The sequence below is a fragment of the Actinomycetota bacterium genome, assembly GCA_018334075.1.
In the GTDB taxonomy this organism is placed as follows: Bacteria; Actinomycetota; Coriobacteriia; order Anaerosomatales; family UBA912; genus JAGXSC01.
Genome location: JAGXSC010000003.1, coordinates 1 through 19,224 on the forward strand (window position 1 = coordinate 1; position 19,224 = coordinate 19,224).

Annotated in this window: 15 protein-coding genes; all 15 read right to left on the reverse strand. The window is 58.3% G+C overall.

Annotation, left to right across the window (positions count from 1 at the left end):
• Positions 1–2,497 (reverse strand): alanine--tRNA ligase (gene alaS, locus KGZ89_00315; protein MBS3973304.1); only part of this gene is annotated, 2,497 nt, incomplete at its 3' end.
• Positions 2,498–3,706 carry an AI-2E family transporter gene (locus KGZ89_00320; GenBank protein ID MBS3973305.1) on the reverse strand — a complete coding sequence of 403 codons (1,209 nt, stop codon included), beginning with the start codon at positions 3,704–3,706 and terminating at the stop codon, positions 2,498–2,500. It lies immediately after the preceding gene.
• Positions 3,707–3,713: 7 nt separating this feature from the next.
• A complete protein-coding gene (locus KGZ89_00325; protein ID MBS3973306.1) occupies positions 3,714–4,508 on the reverse strand; it encodes a SigB/SigF/SigG family RNA polymerase sigma factor in 795 nt (264 codons plus the stop codon).
• On the reverse strand, positions 4,495–4,899 hold the full coding sequence (locus tag KGZ89_00330) for an ATP-binding protein (GenBank protein MBS3973307.1): 405 nt from the start codon (positions 4,897–4,899) through the stop codon (positions 4,495–4,497). Before KGZ89_00330 ends, KGZ89_00325 begins: the two co-directional genes overlap by 14 nt.
• A gap of 45 nt (positions 4,900–4,944) precedes the next feature.
• Positions 4,945–5,310, reverse strand: a complete 366-nt coding sequence (locus KGZ89_00335) for a hypothetical protein (GenBank protein MBS3973308.1) — start codon at positions 5,308–5,310, stop codon at positions 4,945–4,947.
• Between the two features lie 7 nt (positions 5,311–5,317).
• Positions 5,318–5,917 carry a hypothetical protein gene (locus KGZ89_00340; protein ID MBS3973309.1) on the reverse strand — a complete coding sequence of 200 codons (600 nt, stop codon included), beginning with the start codon at positions 5,915–5,917 and terminating at the stop codon, positions 5,318–5,320.
• Between the two features lie 237 nt (positions 5,918–6,154).
• Complete coding sequence (gene aspS, locus KGZ89_00345) at positions 6,155–7,921, reverse strand: aspartate--tRNA ligase (GenBank protein ID MBS3973310.1); 1,767 nt, start codon at positions 7,919–7,921, stop codon at positions 6,155–6,157.
• A gap of 3 nt (positions 7,922–7,924) precedes the next feature.
• Positions 7,925–9,217 carry a histidine--tRNA ligase gene (locus KGZ89_00350; GenBank protein ID MBS3973311.1) on the reverse strand — a complete coding sequence of 431 codons (1,293 nt, stop codon included), beginning with the start codon at positions 9,215–9,217 and terminating at the stop codon, positions 7,925–7,927.
• A gap of 83 nt (positions 9,218–9,300) precedes the next feature.
• Positions 9,301–9,657, reverse strand: a complete 357-nt coding sequence (locus KGZ89_00355; GenBank protein ID MBS3973312.1) for a hypothetical protein — start codon at positions 9,655–9,657, stop codon at positions 9,301–9,303.
• Entirely contained in the window at positions 9,654–10,172 is a 519-nt protein-coding gene (locus tag KGZ89_00360; protein MBS3973313.1) for a hypothetical protein, read from the reverse strand. The genes KGZ89_00355 and KGZ89_00360 overlap by 4 nt, the downstream gene beginning before the upstream one ends.
• The gene (gene ccsA, locus KGZ89_00365) at positions 10,169–10,996 is read right to left on the reverse strand and encodes a cytochrome c biogenesis protein CcsA (protein ID MBS3973314.1); all 828 of its coding nucleotides are present in this window, start codon (positions 10,994–10,996) and stop codon (positions 10,169–10,171) included. The genes KGZ89_00360 and ccsA overlap by 4 nt, the downstream gene beginning before the upstream one ends.
• Positions 10,993–12,297, reverse strand: coding sequence for a hypothetical protein (locus KGZ89_00370; protein ID MBS3973315.1), 1,305 nt, complete (start codon positions 12,295–12,297; stop codon positions 10,993–10,995). The genes ccsA and KGZ89_00370 overlap by 4 nt, the downstream gene beginning before the upstream one ends.
• 9 nt (positions 12,298–12,306) lie before the next feature.
• Positions 12,307–16,326, reverse strand: coding sequence for a hypothetical protein (locus tag KGZ89_00375; GenBank protein MBS3973316.1), 4,020 nt, complete (start codon positions 16,324–16,326; stop codon positions 12,307–12,309).
• A 170-nt stretch (positions 16,327–16,496) separates the two neighbouring features.
• Positions 16,497–17,117 carry an MBL fold metallo-hydrolase gene (locus KGZ89_00380; protein MBS3973317.1) on the reverse strand — a complete coding sequence of 207 codons (621 nt, stop codon included), beginning with the start codon at positions 17,115–17,117 and terminating at the stop codon, positions 16,497–16,499.
• On the reverse strand, positions 17,114–19,224 hold a 2,111-nt coding region (locus KGZ89_00385), incomplete at its 5' end, for a bifunctional (p)ppGpp synthetase/guanosine-3',5'-bis(diphosphate) 3'-pyrophosphohydrolase (protein MBS3973318.1). The genes KGZ89_00380 and KGZ89_00385, both read right to left, overlap by 4 nt.

Genomic DNA, 19,224 nt, shown 5'->3' on the forward strand with positions numbered 1-19,224 from the left:
CGAAGCCCGCAGCAATCGCAGCGGAGCTGCCTGCCGCAAGCAGCAGCGGGGCGCCGGTTTCGGGATCGGCGGTGGCCAGCACCGCTGCGCCGGAATCACCCGTGTGCGCCTTCAGGCGATCCCAAACTTCCCTAAGTCCATCGGATCCCTGATCAGGAACCCTCGCCACGATGAGCTGATAGCCTGCATCGATAGCCTCGGCCACCATACGCTCCAGCTCTTGGTCGGAAACGCCTGCTCCTGCAGCGCGCTTAGCAGCGGCTTCAGAGTCTTTTAGCCGCGCGATTAGGGCACTGATGCGGTCGAAAACATCGTGTCGGGAAACGTTTAGCAGCCCGGCAACACGCCTTAGCTCGCTGCCATCGCTATCGACGAGGTCGAGTGCGTCAAAGCTCGTAACCGCCTCGATGCGACGCAGGTTCGCGCCAACCGAGCTTTCCGAGACAATTCTAAGCAGGCCAATCTCGCTCGTTCTGGCAACATGCGTGCCTCCGCAAAGCTCCTTGGAGAAGTTACCGACTTCAAGCACGCGAACAAAGTCCTTGTATTTCTCGCCAAACAGAGCGGTGACTCCAGATTCACGTGCCGAGGAAAGGGAGGTCTCATAGGCCCGAACCGGATGGTTCTCCATGATCTTCGCGTTTACCATGCGCTCAACCTTGGCCAAAACTTCAGCTCCAGGCGCCTCGAAGTGCGTGAAATCGAAGCGCATTCGCTCGGGTGCGACGTATGATCCCGCCTGCTTCACATGATCTCCGAGCACGAGGCGAAGCGCCCAATGCAGGATGTGAGTCGCCGTGTGGTTCCGGCGGATGCGCTCGCGCCGCGGCATATCGATAGAGGCCTTGACCTTGTCACCTGTAGACAGACTCCCATGCGCAACGGTACCAACATGCACCGTAATCTCTTCTAGCGGAAGTCGGGTATCCGTGACCTCGAAACTCGCGGCTCCGTTTTCCGCCGAGATCAAAACACCGATGTCTCCCACCTGGCCACCTTGCTCGCCATAGAACGGGGTCCTGTCGAGAACGATCTCGGCGGCCTGTCCGGCGGAAACCGTCTCGACCCGCTTGCCGTCGCTGACGATCGCGATCACCGTCGCTGTAGCCTCATCCTCGCTCCAGCCGACGAAATCAGTCGCACCTGTCTGTGACAGGACCGCTGCGTACTCTTCGGCCATCCCCGCCCACGACTCGTCTTTGACCGCCGAGCGAGCACGCTCGCGCTGGGCCGCCATCTGTGTCTGAAAAGACTCCATCTCCACGGACATCCCCTGCTCGGCGAGTATCTCGGCGGTCAGCTCGATCGGGAAACCGTAGGTGTCATGAAGCAAAAAAGCGGTGCGCCCATCGAGAAGCGAGGACCCGGCCGCGCTCATCCTCTCGGCTTGCTCGCCGAGCAGGACAAGCCCCTGTCGCAGGGTCTCGGAGAAACGGGCCTCCTCTGCCCCGCATATCCCGGAGATGAGCTCGTGGTGCTCGACAATCTCGGGGTACGCGGATCCGAAGCGGGCAACCGTGGTGTCCACCAGGCGCTCCATCAGCGGCTCTGACCTGCCGAGAAGTCGCGCGTGCCTGACCGCGCGCCTGAGTAGACGGCGCAACACGTATCCGCGGCCTTCGTTCGATGGCAGCACTCCGTCGGCGACCATAAAGGTAACCGCACGAGCGTGGTCGGTCAGTATCCGCAGCCCCTTGTCTGTCTTCTCGTCGTGACCGTAGCTCGCACCGGTGAGCTCCTCTGCGACGGACATTATCGCTCGCAGATCGTCGGTTTCGAAGTTCGAGGGAACCTTTTGCATGATCGCAGCAACGCGCTCAAGGCCCATACCGGTGTCGATGCTCTTATTCGGCAACGGGGTCAAAACGCCGTCCTCGTCGCGATCGTACTGCATAAACACGAGGTTCCAGTACTCCAGAAAGCGGTCGCAATCACACCCGGGTAGGCACTCCTCGCTGCCGCAGCCGACCTCTTCGCCCTGATCGTAGTAGAGCTCGGAACATGGCCCGCATGGCCCCGTGGGTCCTGCCGACCAGAAGTTGTCCTTCTCGCCGAGCCGGACTATCCGATCGCCCGGCACACCCACTTCCTCTCGCCAAATCTTCGCCGCCTCATCGTCATCCTCGAAGATCGAATACCACAGGCGATCCGGGTCCAGCTTGAGCACCTCGGTGGAAAACTCGTAAGCCCACGCACACGCCTCGCTTTTGAAGTAATCACCAAAACTGAAGTTGCCGAGCATTTCGAAGAAGCTGTGATGCCTGCCCGTTGCCCCGATGATCTCGATGTCTGTAGTTCGCAGGCATTTCTGGCATGTGACCGCCCTTTTAAATCCCAGATCCTTCACTCCGAGAAAAACGGGCTTAAACTGCACCATACCGGCGCTGGTGAAAAGCAACGAGGGGTCATCGGGCACAAGGGAGCTCGAAGGCAAACGCCTGGCTTGCTTCTTCTCGAAAAATGAAAGGTACGCCTCGCGAATTTCAGCGGATTTCAATTATTTGCGCTCCTCATCGGTTACATCATTCACACTCGCTTCGAGAGCTTCGGCGGCCTCGTTCGGCTCATCCGAGTCATCAGGCTCCGACTCGCAGCTCGCCTTGCGGAAGAGCGCTCCATGCTCGGTAGCCAACTGAGAGTCAGTATGCTTCTCAAAGTAGTACACAAAAAGTGCGCTAAGTATACCTGCAACCGGCATCGCAAACAGCATCCCGACAAACCCTGCTACCTGTGCTCCCACGAGGAGCGAAAATATGATGAGTGCGGGATGTACATTTATCCTGTCCGACATGATGCGAGGCTGCAAGAACAACGATTCCAGCTGCTGCAACGCCACAATCCACAGCACCGCATAGAGCACATGCATCGGGCTGACGAAGGCCGCCGCAATAGCCGCAACAGCGCCGCCGACTATCGGTCCGAGGTAAGGGATCAGGTTGGTGATGCCTGCGATCACGCCGATGATCGCCGCATAGGGCACGCCCAGCACCTCAAGGCCCACCCAGGTCAATACACCGACAATGACAGCGATGGTGCCCTGCCCGCGCATCCACCCTTCAACTACCCTGGTGATGCGACCAAAAACCTCGGTGGCGTCCTGACGCCCCTCAGCGCCGCCGGCCAACCTCAATATCTCATCCTTGAATATCGGAAGGTCTCGGAGGACAAAGAACGCCAGCACCAGAGCAAGGAATAGATTGATCACAAACCCGACCGCCCTGCCGCCAACGCCGAGCACTCCTGCTGCCAGCATTCGCGACCAGTCACCAAGCTGGGCTGAGATTGTATCCCTCGCCACGAGCACAGCGTCTCTCAGCCAATCAGGAATAGCCATATCGGTATATTGAGCCTGCAACCTGAACCACAGCTGGCTCGCGTATTCGAGATATTTTGGAAACGCCGAGATAAACTCTCGTGCCTGCTCTACCAGGGGTGGAATCACAAAGAGCCCCGATAGTGTCAGCACCGACGCGGCTATCAGGTAACAAATGCCGATGGCCTTCCCTCTCGACAGTCCATTGGCGGAAAGCCTCGCGACCGGCCTTCGCAACATGAAGACCACCAGGGCGGCAACGACAAAGGGAACCAGGGCGGCAGAGATTCTCGCAGCCAGCCAGATGATACCTGCAGCAAGGATCGCCGCGCCGATAAGAGCCCAGATAAGCAAGGCCCCTCTGACTAGCGATTCACGTTTTTCAGCCATCATGCGCTCATCAAACCTCTCTAGCCGTATTCTCCCGAATAATCTCGAGGGCACGGCGTAATATTCTCGAGACCCTAATCTGCGACACCCCGAGATGAGTTGCTATTTCACCCTGAGTCATTCCCTTGAAAAATCGAAAAAATACAACCTTTCGTTCCAGCGGAGTTAGCTTCTTGAACGCAAAAGACAGCACGTTCCTGTCCTCGATTATCCTTACGATCGAGTCGTCCTCTTCAGCTTGATCCACATTATCCAAATCCTCGGCTTCATCCGTCAGCCTGTCAATGTCCAAAGGCACAAAATTATACGCCTCAGATATCTCCATTGCCTCCAAAACCATCTCACTTGATACTCCGAGGTAAGCTGCGATCTCGTCTATAGTCGGGGATCGCTGATACTCCTGGGTCATTGCATCAACGGCATAGTTGACCTTTAGTGAGAGCTCTTGCAATCGCCGAGGAACCCTGACTGCCCATCCCTTATCGCGAAAGTACCGCTTTATCTCGCCGATTATCGTCGGCGTGGCATAGGTCGTAAACTCCACCGGCCGGGTGAGGTCGAACCGGTCAATAGACTTGAGTAGGCCGATCGTGCCGACCTGGATAAGATCGTCCAAAGGCTCACCGCGGTTGATGAACCTGGTAGCCAGATAGCGCACAAGGCCCAGGTACATCTCGACAAGCTCGTCTCGGGCATCTTCGTCGCTGTTTTCGCGATAGCGAGTCAAGAGCACGCGCGTGAGTTTCCGATCCCAGGGCTGGTACCTGCCGCGCGATTCCCTGCTGGAACCCTTACCTCTCCTCATCGCCCGGCTCCACCGGCAAGTTCTTCGCAATCCGCAAATGCTCACCGTCTAGATCGGTATAGATCTCAAAGCGGTCACAGACAGATTGAAGGATGAAGGTGGCGTAAGCCGTGCGGCGCTCGTCTTCCTCATCGGTGGCTCGAATCTCGTTTCCGAGCCGCACTCTTATTTCGAAGCAGTCGACTCCTCGACTGAACTCAAGCGTGACCTGACCTTCGTACCCCGCGCACTCGGAGGCGTAGACGAAGACCTCCTCGGCAGCTATGCGCACGTCCTCCACGCCTTCGTAAGAAAGACTAGTCCGACTCACCAACGCCGAGGCAGTCATCCTGACCGTCCTCGCGTACTCGGGTGCGGCGGGAAGCGTCAGGGTAATCGTGTCGTGTCGCATTTTTCCTCCGATGGTCATGCTGGTTGCGCAGCGAGCGCGATGGCCCTAGCGCCCTTTCCTCCAGCGACGCCACTTCATGATCGTGCCGAGAACTCCGCCTCCGAAAGACGAAAGGGCTTCCATTGGGGCATTGACCGCTTCCTGAACCGCATGCGTCGTCGAAGCCACCTTATCGCTGACGCTCTCGAATCGGGAGACCACCGCGTCGATCCTAAGTAGCTCGGCGTTAATGGCGTCAAGCGTAATGTCGGCCTTGTCCAACATCGGAACTAGGCGTGAGCGGATATCTTCGAAGCCTGCCTTGAGGGAGCGCATAAGCCCCACGGCTACCCAAAGCGCCCAGCCGGCCATGCCGCAGAGAAGAATGGCGACTACCAGCAAAACGATCTGTAGTACCTCGGGGGCTTCCACAGGACAACTACTGAGTCGCCCGGAGAATTTCGCGCGTGATGAGGCTCTCGTCGACGTAGCCGCTATAGCGATGCGTAATGTGACCTTGACCATCGACGAACACTATATAGGGAGTATGGGTGATGTTGAGGTTGCCGCTCGAGATGAGTCTCGCGACCTTTTCGGTTGTGGGATCTTCGAGCAGCTCAGGCTTTGCGGTGATCTCACCGACCGCGTTTGTCACAACGTATTTGCCGACATCAAACGCGATTAGATCGATGAGGCCGCGGTGATCGGCCAGTGCAGCATCGATCGCCGAGCGCTGGTCATTCGTTGTCAGCTGAGTGGTGTCGTAGAAGAAAATCAACATCGGCTGCTTGGTCTCGACGCGGTCCAAAATCTCCTGGGGCACCAGAGTATCATCGGTTGGGAAAGGCACAAAAGCCTGCTCTGGACGTGGAGAGAGTACGTTCCCTTCGGCAGCCTCAGTCCCTTCCACTGGAGCCACAGGGGCCGGGGCCGCTGCGTCTGGCGGCGGCTGATCGGCTGGAGGCTCCTCAGCCGGAGCACAGCCAGCGACAACTAGCGCTAACATTGCTACAAGTACTACTGCAATAAGTCTGCTCATCTGCTTCCTCCGTGCTGATGGCCATATATAGGCCCGCCTTGTACGTGGCCGACGCGGTGAACCTGCTCTCGCAGGTGGGTGCCCGCACCGCAAGTTTTCAGCTTCCCCCTTTTGGTGGGGATCCCTGTCTGCCGCGGAATGGTGAGGCTCCCTATTCTGAAGTGTTGGTACGACCGCTATATTGCCGGAACCACGCGCAAGGCGAAGCCCGCATATAGTTTACCGCCCAACTCTCCTTTAGTCGACCCTTAGGTGAACCTCGTTCAACTGCCGCGGCGACACCATGTCCGGCGCGCCGGTAAGCGGGCACGCGCCCGACGAAGTCTTGGGAAACGCGATCACGTCACGAATGGAAGTGGCGCCTGCCAAAATCATCACAAGCCTATCGAAACCAAGCGCGATTCCGCCGTGTGGCGGCGCACCTAGCGACAGAGCTTCGAGAAGAAACCCGAACTTTTCCTTGATCTCCTCGGCGGTAAGGCCGAGAAGCGCCAATATCTCCTCCTGAAGCCTGGCGTCGTGAACTCTTAGTGTGCCGCCGCCGATCTCGACGCCGTTTAGCACCAGGTCATAGCTGTACGACAACACCGAGCCCGGATCAGACCGTAACATATCGATGTGCTCGGCGAAGGGGCGGGTGAACGGGTGATGATTTGCCGACCAGCGCTTCTCCTCGGCGTCGAACGCAAGAAGCGGAAAATCCACCACCCAAAGCGGGCGGAGCTCATCTTTTGAGAGCCCGAGGTCTTCGGCAAGCCGAAGGCGCAGCACGCCGAGAACCTCGTTAGCGACCTCGCGCGCGTCCGCGACGAGCAGGATCAGATCGCCCGGCTCGGCAGCAAGCGCCTTTCGCAGCGATTCCATCTCTTCCGGGCTGATGAACTTGGCTATCGGTGAGCGGAGATCGCCTTCACTGGTAAGCGCGATCCAGGCAAGGCCCTTCGCGCCAGAGTCGAGAGCCACTTGCCCAAGCGCGTCAATCTTTCCTCGGCTGAAATCACCGCAACCCTTGGCGACGATCGCCTTGATAACTCCTCCCGAGGCAAGCGCGGACGCGAACACCTTGAACTGGCTTGCGGAGAAGATCTCGCCCACCTCGACAAGTGTCATGCCAAAACGTGTGTCCGGACGATCGGTGCCGAAGCGGTTCATCGCCTCTGCATGTGTTATGCGCTCGATCCGCCGCGGCCACGTCACGCCGCACTCTTCCATGACTTCGGCCAGGACGTCCTCCATCATGGAGAGAACATCTTCCTGGGAAGCGAAGCTCATCTCGATGTCGACCTGAGTGAACTCTGGCTGGCGGTCAGCACGCAGATCCTCGTCGCGGAAACATCGCGCGATCTGGTAGTAGCGCTCGATGCCGCCCACCATCAGCAGCTGCTTGAAAAGCTGAGGTGATTGCGGGAGCGCGTAAAAGGCACCGGGATTCAAGCGGCTGGGCACGATGAAATCGCGCGCGCCTTCCGGAGTGGACTTCGTCAGGATCGGTGTTTCGACCTCCATAAACCCCCGCTCAGCGAGGCTTTTGCGAAAGCCCTGGGCGACCTTGTCGCGCAGCACCAGCGCGGAGAGCATCTCTGGGCGGCGCATGTCCAAATAGCGCCAGCGCATGCGAGTAAGCTCATCGGCCTCGGTGGTCTCGGCGATCTCGAAAACGGGTGTCTCCGAGGTGTTGAGCACGGTCACTGAACCTACCTCGACCTCGATTTCGCCGGTGAGAAGGTTCGAGTTTTCGGTGCCTGGCGGACGCGGGCGTACCTTACCGCGGATCTCGACAACCCACTCCGGTCGCAGCCGTTCCGCCGTCTCGAACGCGTCGGGCACATCGGGCGCAAAGACGCACTGCACGAACCCGCTGCGGTCGCGCAGGTCCATGAAGAGAAGGCCGCCATGATCGCGGCGGCGGTGAACCCAGCCGGCAAGCGTAACAGTCGCGCCCACATCGGCCAGACGGAGCTCTCCGCACGTGTGCGAGCGCGAGGAATAACGGGCGTCGAACATCGGTCATACCCTTTCGCTGGAGTTCAGAAGTTTTATAACCGCCGAGGACAACTCCTCGATTGCAACGCGTGACTCGGCTTTTGTGACCATGTCGCGCAGCGTCACCTTGCCTTCGGCGGCCTCGGCAGGCCCCACGACCACGGTAAGTCGCGCGCCAAGCCTGTCAGCATGCTTGAACTGCGCCTTGAGCGAGCGATCCAAATGGTCGATCTCCGCAATCAGCCCGCAATCGCGAATACGCTGTGCGAGGGAGAAGGCCAGCTGAAAGACGCTCTCGTCGACGCGCGCCACGAACACCTGCACGGGCAAAGCGGCCCCCATATTTACCTTTAGCGCCGCAAGCGCAAGCAAGGTCCGCTCGAACCCGAGCGCGAAACCAAGGCCAGGCGTGGGCCTGCCGCCAAAAAGCTCGGTCAGGCGGTCGTAACGTCCGCCTCCCCCGATAGCGTTTTGCGAGCCTAAACCTGCGTCAACTTGCACCTCAAAGACTGTGCGGGTGTAGTAATCCAATCCCCTTACCAGCCGCGAATCTTCTGTATAGGGTATCCCCAGATCATCCAGACAGCTCTTGACAGCGGCGAAATGCACTGTGCATTCCTCACATAGCCTGTCGCGCAAAACCGGAGCCGCCGACATCACATCTACGCAAGCAGCGTTCTTACAGTCAAAGGCTCGAAGGGGGTTTGACTCGGCGCGTCTTGCGCATTCGTCACAAAGGTGCGCGACGTTCTCGGCGATATATCCAGCGATCGACTCGCGGTACGCGGGGCGACATGCCTCGTCGCCCATGGAGTTGAGAAGAAGCCGCATGGAGTCGAACGGAATGCCGGCGGCTTGAAAGAAGCGCATAAGTAACGCGATCACCTCGGCGTCGATGCCCGGACCAAACGCCCCGAGCGCTTCGACTCCTATCTGCCAGAATTGGCGCATGCGACCTTTTTGCGGCCGCTCATAGCGAAACATCGGACCCATGTAATAGAGCTTGGCCAAGCCGCCCTGAGGCACAAGGTTATGCTGCACGGCCGCTCTGACCGCGCTCGCGGTGCCTTCCGGCCGCAGGGTAAGCGAATTCGGCGGCTCACCCTTATCCAAAAAGGTGTACATCTGCTTGGACACGATGTCGGTGGCATCCCCGATTCCGCGGGCAAAGACCTCCGTGTGCTCAAAAAGAGGAGTGTAGAGCGGCGAATAACCGTAGCGCGAAAAGAGCTCCTGCGCGATTCCGGCAAGTCGCTCCCAGGCGCGAGCGGCGTCAGGCAACAGGTCCTCGGTACCCTTGGGTGCGCGGAAATCCATCGATGTTCACGGCGCCTTTCTGCACAAAGTCGTTATAAGCCGTGTAAGTGTATCCGATGAAACCGCCGCGGGCTACTTGCTCGCTACTTGCGCGAAAGCCGCTTGCCGATGCGAAGCCACCAGATTCCGCCGATGACGATTCCTGCCGTCATCAGCACGTGCTTGACGATGAGCGCGGGCACGATTCCTTTGACGACCGCCGGATCCCACTCAAAGCGAGTGAAAAATATGGTTCTGGGTATGCCGCCGACCACAATCCATGCAACCGCGGCCCAGGCGATTACTTTTAGCCGAGGATACGCCGCTTCAAGCACTTTCAGGTCGACGGAATCTTTTGAAACCGCGCGATCAAGAGCCCACAGCACCGTCGCGGTCGCAATCAACACGGCTGTGGCGACATCGTGCAGATAGTTGTTGATGATGATAATGATCGCTGTCATGGGGTTTGAGTCTCACTTGCCGAGGGTGTGGACTCCTCGCTTTCGGGCAGCTCGTCAAGGGAGGTGACGTTGGTGACGAACCATCGATCGTCCGTAAGCGCAAGGTCGTAACGCAAGCGGTACACCACGCCCCGCTCGGAGCGAACCGTCTCAGTGGTATCGACCGAGATGTGGTCGTAATCCCAAGTCTCGGTGGTCGTGACGCTCGCTTGCCCTTCTTGCGGGAACGTAACCTCGCCAACCTCAATATCTTGTAGTTCAGAAACCATCCTGACACGCGATTCGCCGAGCGCCGCCATGAGGAAGAAGGCTCGTGTGGCCTGCTCTTCGGTGGCGACCTGATTTAGCGCGTTCATGTCCAGGGTTTCGAAACCACGAGCAAGCGCCTCGGTATACGCCATGACGGTTTGTCTGACAGCCAAGGCCTCATCGGCCTCGGAGCGCGGCATGATACCGCATCCGGTAATTGAAAACGCCGCCGATAGCAGCAGTATCGACAAGATAAGCCTCTTCATTGGAAATACACCGCATGCAAGGTGTCGAAGAAGAGGGACGAGGCGAAGAGTGAGATGAGCACGAACGCGAATGATAAAAGGTAGAGCCATGCTGTCTTGGCGCCCTTCCAAGCGTAAAACCTGCGCAGGTGGAGGTACAATCCCAAGATGAGCCAGGTGACAAGTGACCACGTCTCTATCGGATCCCAAGCCCAATAGCGACCCCAGGCGCTGAACGCCCAAACCGCTCCGGTAAGCATTCCAAACCCCCAAAACGCAAATGTAATGCCCACATACCGGTATGCAAACCTGTCGAGCTGCTCCAGATCACCCATGCGCTCCATCACGTCTGGCTTCAGGCGTTTCCACACAAGGCACAGCACGGAAGCGCCTAGTGCGGCCACGGAGGCACCAAAAGAGACGTAGTAAAACGCGATGTGCATAATAAACCAGATCCCGGAAAAGGTGGGAGGCAGGTTTTCAACCCTCGGCCCGGTGTAGAGCCCCCATACCAGCGTCGCGAACGCCGCAGGGTACAGCGCAAGACCTATCTGCGAGAGAGACGGGCGGTAAACCATCAAATACGACCCTATAGCCGCGGTTGCAAGCGCGTACCAGGAAAGGTTGTCATACATAGTGACGACCGGCACATGATCCAAAGCCACCCATCGCGCGATCATTCCCGCCAGATGGACGGCAAGCGCGAAAACTCCGACCCACATGGCAACTTTGCCAACCTTGAAACCGAAACGCGTCTGCAACAACAAAAAGACGAACGCAAGCAAATAGCCCACCGCCGCTAACAGGTGTAGTACCGGGTCTGCCGCAAGTAGTAACTCCGTCATACGCTTTCCTTAGCTTCCGCCGCCGTCTGAAGTTTGTTGTACTCTTCGATATACAGATTAGCAAAGCGCGCCGCGTGCCAATATGCGACAACGGTACCATCCTCGTGCTTGATAAGCGTAATCTCCCGAGACGGAGTCAGGTACACCAGCAGTGAGCCGATAAATATCACCACGAAACTGAAGAACATGGGCTCGTAGCCGATGCTGCGATCGAAAGATACCGTTGAAAAGCGTCTCATCGCGTCAATCCTCACGTCGATATCTCCGACCATCGCGTGCGACGTCTGCGCGAAGGATTGCTGGCCGATCACTTGACCTGCGCGCTTAAGGCGCAATACCAACTCCGGCGAGCCTCCAGGAACTTGTGGGTCGTGATAGACCTTGGCCTGCAACAGGTCTCCGTTTCCAAGATCGGTGTCAAGGTACGACGGCTCCTTTTGGGAGGGAGGCAGCGGCATGTCGAGTCGATGCAGTGTAGCTTCTTCTCCGGCCGTCACAGTAAGTGCGAAGGCGTAGCCTACGCGGTGTTCTTGAAAGTAGCGGACCCCGTCTATCATGCGCGGCTCATTGACCACCAGCTCAACCAGCGTCTGCCTGCCGTCAACCGTAAGGGAATAATCGCCGATAATCGTGCGCGGCTGACCATTTTCCCAATAAGTTATCTGCAGCTCCCGCAAGCCAAAATCGCCAGGTAGCACAGGCGGATCGGCAAGTAATCCCTGCTGAGGAACCTCAAGCGGTGTGCCCTCTGGCATGGGAGGTTCGCCCTCGAAAAACTCCATGAGCCCAGAACTGTTGGTCAGAGCGACCAGCAACACCGATACCACCGTGACACACATGCCAAAGTGCAGCAAAGAAGGACCTACAAGCCCCCAGGGGTGACAGACGAATCTGGTAGTCTTCGTTGACTTGCGAAGCCGAACGTACCCAAGCTGCGATAAGGCACTGGATAGGTCCTCTGGGGACGCGACACTAAATCGATACGCGGACGCCGGACCTATCTCCCTTGTCAGTCGCCGAAAGTCGCGTCTGATCATAATGACTGTCGCCGCGAACAATTGCAGTGAGGCGATTGCGGCGATAACCTCGAGCCACCACATTGTGAAAACACGATTCAGCCCAAGTAACTCAACGGCCGGATTTTGCGAGACCACCGGCGATTGCGGCACCACGAGACCGACCATCATCGCGATTCCGGCGAAAAGCATAACAGCTATGATGGCCTTGGGATGAAGCAGGTGGATCCTGAGCCAGCCGACCACAGTACGATCCCTGCCGGCGCTTTGTCTACCAAAAAGCACGTAAGAGTCTCACCAGTTCCACCCTCCTGCTGCACTCGCGTGCCCACTACCGCACATTACGGAGTTAGCCGTCAGGCAGGAGACCCGACGGTTGGGGTCACCACCGTAGGACCACATTTGCATATTAGCTTTGTTGCCCTGATACGCGTAGCGATCGGGCATTGTGCTAACAGTACCGCCGCCGTCGCCGATAAGCCCGTGAAGGGCGCCGCCATGCGGTACGGTGATGTGACAGTTTATGCATATCCCGTAAGGGTTGCCTCGTTTGTCGGCGCGACTATGAGCCGCGAAAAGGTCGTCAACGACATCCATATTGTGACAAATATTGCATAACAACCCTGTGTAGTCCGCGCCTCCAGCAGTAAACCACATATCCGCCGAGGGGTTCACGCCTTCGCCGTCCGCGCGCCTGGTCGGCCACGTCCCGCGCAAAATATGTCTGATCGCCGAGCCATGTGGCCCTTGGGAGGTCGCGGTCATGATATTGGAGCGGTGGCAGTCAGAGCAGGTCATCGTCTGGACGCCCACTCCGCCTAAGGTATGCGGACGATCCCAGGGAGGCCTCATGTGGGTGGGCTGCCTGACGGGACGGGTTCTACCAGGGGCCGATGTGGTGTTCACGCGGCTTACTACAGGATGAAATGCGGCGTTGTCCGGATTGAACTCCAACGCGACATTCGTCCATGTCTTGGCGGGATCGGTGGGGCCCCAGTTTTCGATGAACCCTGGGTTCGCGCCCGAATGGCATCTAAAGCATATCTGGTACTCGAAGGTGGAGGTCACCACAGTCGAATACGCTGTGGGGGTCACCCATCGCGAGGCAAGCGTGGCACTATCGGCTGTGGTAGCTGGATAACTCGGAGCCCTTCCAAACACTCCCGCAAGCGGAGACCCGGCACCTATCCTGTTGGTGTTGGCCCCAGCCCATACGCGAGACACATTTCCTGCGGCGTGCGGGTTGTGACAGTCCTCGCACTCGACATGTTTGTTGGTGCTCAAATACGCGGGCGTCTCATCCATAAGTGAGGGCCGGCTAAGTCCCTGGAACGCGGCGACGCGATGCCCGAAAACGGGTACCTGCCATGTGATGGTAGCAGGCGCGAGCAAGGACCCTTGGGCGCCAAGTCCCCACGAATAGGTCATGGCGTAGCTGCCCGCAGCTGTGACCGTATCCGTCCGAACGGCAAGATCCATGATGACTTTGTCACCGGGACGAAGCTCTACCGCCGCACCTGCCGGCGTAGCTACCGTCTGAACTCCTCCCGGTAAAGCAGTTGTCACGAACTCGGCCCCGATACGGGTGGGAGCTACTATGTTCACCCTCGTGAGGTTATCCGCACGCCAAACATAGATAAACGGGAGCATGAATGCATTAGCTTCTAGGGAGCTTTCCCGGGAAAAGATCGACACTGTCCACGTAGCGGCGGGTACGGAAACAGTCGCCGCTACGGCCGGTGAAACGAACCTTACCCTCCGCCAGTTTTGCGTCCCTGTCGACACAGCGACGGTCGCGGTATCAAAAGACTCGAATGCCACAGACGAAGTGGCCGGAGACATAGAACGCACGCTCCATGTGCCGCCCGCGTAGGTTTGACCCTGATCGCCTGTGGAAACATTGCCGGTTACGGACTCCTCTCGCGCCGGCTTGAAAAACAGGCGGGCGGTGCTGCTGGTAAACTCGCGAAAAGTGTTTTGGGAGGTGGTGCTCATCGATCGGCCTGCCGACCCGAACCAGTCACGTCCGGCGACCGGCTTCATCCCATCAGCGGCAAGCGAGTGACACGAGAAGCAAAAACGTTCCTCGGCGAATGGATCAGACACGACCCCGCGTCCTAAGGCGGCCAATATGCGTCTGGACGGATCCCAGTGCAATCCAAACCTGTTGGCGGCCGTTTGGTAGAGCTTCGGCTGACGGTCGGTGTGGCATTTGGAGCAATCGCCCCTAAAGATGCTGCCATCATTGAAAGTAGATGTGACTACATAGCTGTGAGCGCTGGCGCCATAGACTGCGGCTGTGATCGTCGGAGTCCAACGCGTGCCATCATCGCGGCGATTGACAAAATCTTTGGGAAGCTGCACCGAATGACAACCAATGCAGATACCGCCGGTTGTCGCGATAAAATCGGTGTTTGTACCATCCGCCGAAGCCGCAAGTGATGTCCTCAGGTTAGCGGCATTGTTCGCGTTGAACCTATCGTGATCGACATGGCAGCTCAAGCAATATACATCTGTCGTCGAAGTCGGGTACTGGCCGAAGGGAAAGGCTCTGTCCCCGTCACCGGCAGCGCCGCCAAGCACATGATGGAAGTTCTCTGTGCGGCGTGCGCCGGTCACCGTGCCTGTGCCGTCCTCCATGAAGTCTTGAAACGCGTGACATGGGTAGCAGGCCATACCTCCAGCGGAGCCGCCGCCGGAAGGATTGTGTACATTGAAGCCGCCTGGGGCGTAGTCCTGGCCGTGACACGCATAGCAAGATTGTGTGTCGGCGCGATTATGACCAGCCGCCGGAGGGAATCTGAGCCTGTTTCCGCCGGTTCCGTCACGTCGAAGACCCTCGACAGTTTCGGTCGCGCTGACCGTCGTGTAAGTCGCGGTCACACTGTTCCACACGAAACCATCGGTGGTGGCGTGGCAGGTCAGACAGAAAGCACGGACACCAGCGGCTGTCGAAGTCTCAAGCAACCGCCCTCTCTCATCGGAGATCAAAGAAGCATTGCCACGCGTCGAGCCGTGGGGGTTGTGGCAGTTATAGCAAGGCAAGGGGGAGCCTACCGGCAGCGTTCCTCCGGGTGTCTCGATCCTGTGTCCCGCATTGACTGTCAGCGCGGGTGAGGGGTTCACTACAAACTGTCTGATGTTTACAGGCCGAGTCGTGAAATAACTTTGGGTCACGCCGCCATGGCAGGCGAAGCAAGCTTCGGCGTATGTGCCCGCCGCCTGATCACTTGCGAGTGTCGCTGGCGTCGGTGGGCGGTATGTGCCGCGTAGCGCGTCGTACTTGTTCGCCGAGCGATGTGACTCGTGACAGAACAGACAATCCCCGCGCTGCCTGAAAAGGGTGGCAGTAGCTGCGGTCGAGGTAGCTGGGAATCTGGTGGCAGGGATCGAGGCATGCGCGTTTAGCGCCACGTTGTTGTAGGCCGTAGGCCCAAAGAACCTGCCACTGACTGGATAACCACTGGCGTCTTTTGAGGGTGTGGCCGGAGACGGGTAGCCCGGGCCGAACCAATCGTTGGTATTGTTGTGGCACGCGAAACACCAAGAGTTTCCGCGTGTGACGGCGGTCGTGTTTATCGACGGCTTTGGCAACATCCTGTTGGTTGAATAATCAGCATGGGCTTCATGACAGCTGGAACAGCTATTCGTAAGATCCGCACCCGTAAGGCGCTCCTCTACGGCGTGCCCGCTTGCAAGAGCAAATGAGTTTTGAGGACCCGTCCTGATATTGGTTGTCGCACCCGAGCCGTCGTGACATGAATAGCAAACCGACGCCTCGCTCGGAGGTGCTCCAGTCTGGCGGAACAAGCCCCTTTGTGTTGCGGCCTGATGTGGCACGTGACATTGCCTGCAAGTGTTTTGAGCGACCGCAAACGTGGTATGCGGCTGAGGTACCCAGGTGGATCTTACCGGCCCTACCATCGCGGAGCGCGCAGACTCAAGCCCCGAACCGTCAAATGCGCTCACCGCGTAAAAATAGTTCTGTCCGGCGACACCTGTAATGTCATCGAACCTAAGACCCACCGTGCTTCCGATCAGCGTCGGAGTTGCCGTAGATGTCAACGCCCGCCACACTCGATATCCAGTAACCCCGATATCATCGGTGGAGGCAGACCATGTGACAGTCGCGATCAAAGGAGATGTGGTGCCGGCTGACGCCTGAACGTTGGAGGGAACCGTGGGTGGCGTGCTCGCGTGCGCGGTGATTGCGGAAGCCTGCAATAATGCAAGCAGCAGCACACATGCGCCGATGGCGTAAGCTGCGCGTCCCCTGACCCATCCAAGAGAAGAGCTGATAACCGAACTCCTCATTGGATGCTCATTTTGTCGTTCCGGATATATCGCATTTTCCAACCAGCGACTCCGTTTCACCGACTAATAGTCATTAATGACACTATAATAATTCCTATCGCCACATATTGCTAGCTCTGCTGCCCGAATGTCGGCCACATTTAGGTCTCTAAGCCCTGGCAACCGCAATCTCATCCTCTTGGGAAAAATGGGTTGATCGTACGCTCTCGCCTGATGGTGGTGTCCGGCCCGTGCCCTGGATGAACAACGGTATCGGCGGGGAGAGGCGCGATCTTTTGGGCTATGGAGTTGAGGAGCGCCTCGCTGTCGCCTCTCGGGAAGTCCGTCCGCCCTACGCTGCCAGCGAAAAGCGTATCTCCCGAGAAAAGATGCCCGTCTGCGTAAAGGCAGATGCAGCCAGGGGTGTGACCGGGAGTGTGCAGAACCGCAAAGCTCAGATCCCCCGCGGCAATGAAGTCGCCATCCCGAAGCTCGCGGGTAGCAGCTGGAGCGGCAACCTCGAATCCGAAAGCGGTGCCGCCGGTGCCGGCCGGGGAGGTTATCCAAGGCGCGTCGGCAACGTGCACCAGAAGCCCCGCCCCTGTCGCGGCTACCAGTTCGCCAGCTGCGGCCAGGTGATCGAAGTGTCCGTGAGTCAGTATCAACGCCGAGACTTTCCTGTCCTTTACCGAGGCGAGTACGACATCGGCCTCATCGGCGGGATCGATGATCACAAGCGGCCCACCAGCGCCGTCCGAGACAAGCCAGCAATTGGTCTGAAGCGGGCCCAAAATAAGTCTTTCTATCTTCACTTTCCACTCTTCTTCCTGTTTTCCTGCCCCGGCATGGGGCGAGCGGCATCAAATACGCCGTCGATCGCTCTTACCCCTCTGAGCAAGGCCGGAAGTTGATCCATATTTCCGAGCTCAAAGAGGAAGCGCATGGTAGATATCCCATCTTTGGAGGCGGTGAAGTTGGCTGCCAGGATGCTTGCGCCGGCCTCGGCAAGTGTAGCGGTTACCTCCTGCAGCAGGCGCATCCTGTCAAGCGCCTCCACTACAATCTCCACCTGATAGGTAGCCCCCTGCCCGCTGTCCCACTCGACATCTATCAGTCGTTCGGGCTGAGCGGCAAGGCCCCCCGCGTTCGGGCAATCGGCTCTGTGAACCGAAACTCCCCTGCCGCGAGTCACAAATCCCAATATCGAGTCGCCCGGAACCGGATTGCAGCATCTTGCCAAGCGCACCAACACCTCATCGATTCCCGTGACCCGCACTCCTACCGAATTCTTGCGGTGCTTTTGCTCCCTTGCTGGGCGCAGGGGTTCAGAAAGAGGGATCCCCCGCACCTCCGGCTCCTCGGCAGTTTTCGCGACCTCGGTCGACATGAGCTTTAGCATCTTGCCCGCTACCTGCTTGGGCGAGGCCTTTCCGGAGCCGATATGTGCCAGCAGATCTTCGGTCGAAGGAAGCTTCATCTCGGCGGTTACCTGCTCAAGCGCACGAAGCGAAGGCGCCGAGGAGAGTCCGAGCCCGTGTTTGCGCATGACTTTGAGCAGCTCTTCCTTGCCCTTGGCCGTATCGTCGACCCTGCTCGCTTTCGAGAAGTAGTTACGTATCTTGGTACGGGCGCTGCTCGTCCTGACTACGTTCAGCCAGTCCCTGCTGGGCCAAGAGCTTTTGTTGGTAAGTATTTCGACCCGATCGCCCATCTGCAGTTCGTAGCTGAGAGAGACTATCGCGCCGTTAGCCTTGGCCCCCACACAGTGATGCCCGACCTCGGTGTGGATGGCATAAGCAAAGTCCAGTGGTGTGGAGCCCTTGCGCAAGGACTTTACGTCGCCTTTGGGGGTGAACACGAAGACTTCGTCCTCGAACAGGTCGATCTTTAGGGCCTCCATGAACTCGCGTGGATCCTTGAGCTCCGTTTGCCACTCGAGCATCTGGCGAAGCCACGAGAGCCGCTCATCAAAGCCGAGATCGCCGCGGGCGCCTTCCTTGTAGCGCCAGTGGGCAGCGATGCCGAACTCTGCGGTTCTGTGCATCTCCTCGGTGCGAATCTGTATCTCAAGCGGCCTGCCCGCCGGGCCTATGACGGTAGTGTGCAGGGACTGGTACATGTTGAACTTGGGCATGGCCACATAGTCCTTAAAGCGGCCTGGAACCGGCTTCCATATCGAGTGCACCGTGCCAAGCGCACCGTAGACGTCCTTTACCGAGTCCACGATGATGCGGAGCGCGATCAGGTCGTAGATCTCGTTGAAGTCCTTGCCTTTTTGGGACATCTTCTGGTGAATGCTGTAGAGGTGCTTCGGGCGGCCGGATATCTCGGCGGTAATTCCAACCAAGGAGAGCTCGCTTTTCAGAGTATCGATGACCTCGCCAAGGTATAGCTCGCGCGCGGCTCGTCTTTCGGCGACCATTTTTTGGACTTGATGGAACTTCTTGGGCTCAAGGTAGTAAAACGCCAAATCCTCAAGCTCCCACTTTATGCTCGAAATGCCCAGCCTGTGAGCGAGCGGGGCGTATATCTCAAGCGTTTCGATGGCCTTCTCGCGCTGGCGCTCGGGAGGCAGGACGGCGAGTGTGCGCATGTTGTGGAGCCTGTCGGCCAGCTTGATCAGGATGACGCGGATATCTTTGGCCATCGCGATGAGCATCTTGCGCATGTTGTTGCTTTGCGCCTCGGTCAGGGACTCAAATTCGATGCGGCCGAGCTTCGTCACTCCATCGACAAGAGATGCCACCTCGTCACCGAAGCGTTCGCGCACCGTGCCCAGGTCGACCGAGCTGTCCTCCACAACATCGTGCAAGAGGGCCGCCTTGAGTGTGGCGGTGTCCATGTGCAATTCGGCAAGAATCAGGCAGGTCTCGACTGGATGAGCAAGAAACGGCTCGCCGGATTTGCGAGCCTGGCCCT

What these genes read in the sequence shown, in the direction of transcription:
- KGZ89_00375 (MBS3973316.1), bottom strand. Translation starts at nt 16,326, where the DNA reads ATGAGGAGTTCGGTTATCAGCTCTTCTCTTGGATGGGTCAGGGGACGC.
- KGZ89_00330 (MBS3973307.1), bottom strand. Translation starts at nt 4,899, where the DNA reads ATGCGACACGACACGATTACCCTGACGCTTCCCGCCGCACCCGAGTAC.
- KGZ89_00350 (MBS3973311.1), bottom strand. Translation starts at nt 9,217, where the DNA reads ATGGATTTCCGCGCACCCAAGGGTACCGAGGACCTGTTGCCTGACGCC.
- KGZ89_00320 (MBS3973305.1), bottom strand. Translation starts at nt 3,706, where the DNA reads ATGATGGCTGAAAAACGTGAATCGCTAGTCAGAGGGGCCTTGCTTATC.
- KGZ89_00340 (MBS3973309.1), bottom strand. Translation starts at nt 5,917, where the DNA reads ATGAGCAGACTTATTGCAGTAGTACTTGTAGCAATGTTAGCGCTAGTT.
- ccsA (MBS3973314.1), bottom strand. Translation starts at nt 10,996, where the DNA reads ATGACGGAGTTACTACTTGCGGCAGACCCGGTACTACACCTGTTAGCG.
- KGZ89_00325 (MBS3973306.1), bottom strand. Translation starts at nt 4,508, where the DNA reads ATGAGGAGAGGTAAGGGTTCCAGCAGGGAATCGCGCGGCAGGTACCAG.
- KGZ89_00360 (MBS3973313.1), bottom strand. Translation starts at nt 10,172, where the DNA reads ATGAAGAGGCTTATCTTGTCGATACTGCTGCTATCGGCGGCGTTTTCA.
- KGZ89_00355 (MBS3973312.1), bottom strand. Translation starts at nt 9,657, where the DNA reads ATGACAGCGATCATTATCATCATCAACAACTATCTGCACGATGTCGCC.
- aspS (MBS3973310.1), bottom strand. Translation starts at nt 7,921, where the DNA reads ATGTTCGACGCCCGTTATTCCTCGCGCTCGCACACGTGCGGAGAGCTC.